The sequence below is a fragment of the Bradyrhizobium sp. Kon69 genome, assembly GCF_055807515.1.
On the sequence record NZ_JBVVOS010000577.1, the window covers coordinates 1 to 236 of the forward strand.

The following is a 236-nucleotide window of genomic DNA, read 5'->3' on the forward strand; positions in this document are numbered from 1 at the left end:
GGTTACGGTTGGCTATTATAAATATGTGCAAGCTGTTTCATTGGGCGAAAGTCCTGATGTGAGCAGCCAGCTCAGCCAGCGCTTTATCATCGGCCCTGGCCGCGTCATGGGAGGAAGGGTAGCCTTCGTAACGCTCAAAATATTTGTCCTGCCTTGAGCTGATTTTTTTGAATGCGCTGTCTTCCCCTGTGCCATGCATCGGAAACAACTTGGCGTGGATCATTTGCACGCCAAGT

1 protein-coding gene is annotated in these 236 nt (G+C 50.4%); it reads right to left on the reverse strand.

From position 1 onward, the window contains the following. Positions 1–37 precede the first annotated feature (37 nt). The coding region (locus tag AC0L3U_RS40215) for a hypothetical protein (protein ID WP_473365245.1) at positions 38–236 on the reverse strand (199 nt) is incomplete at its 5' end.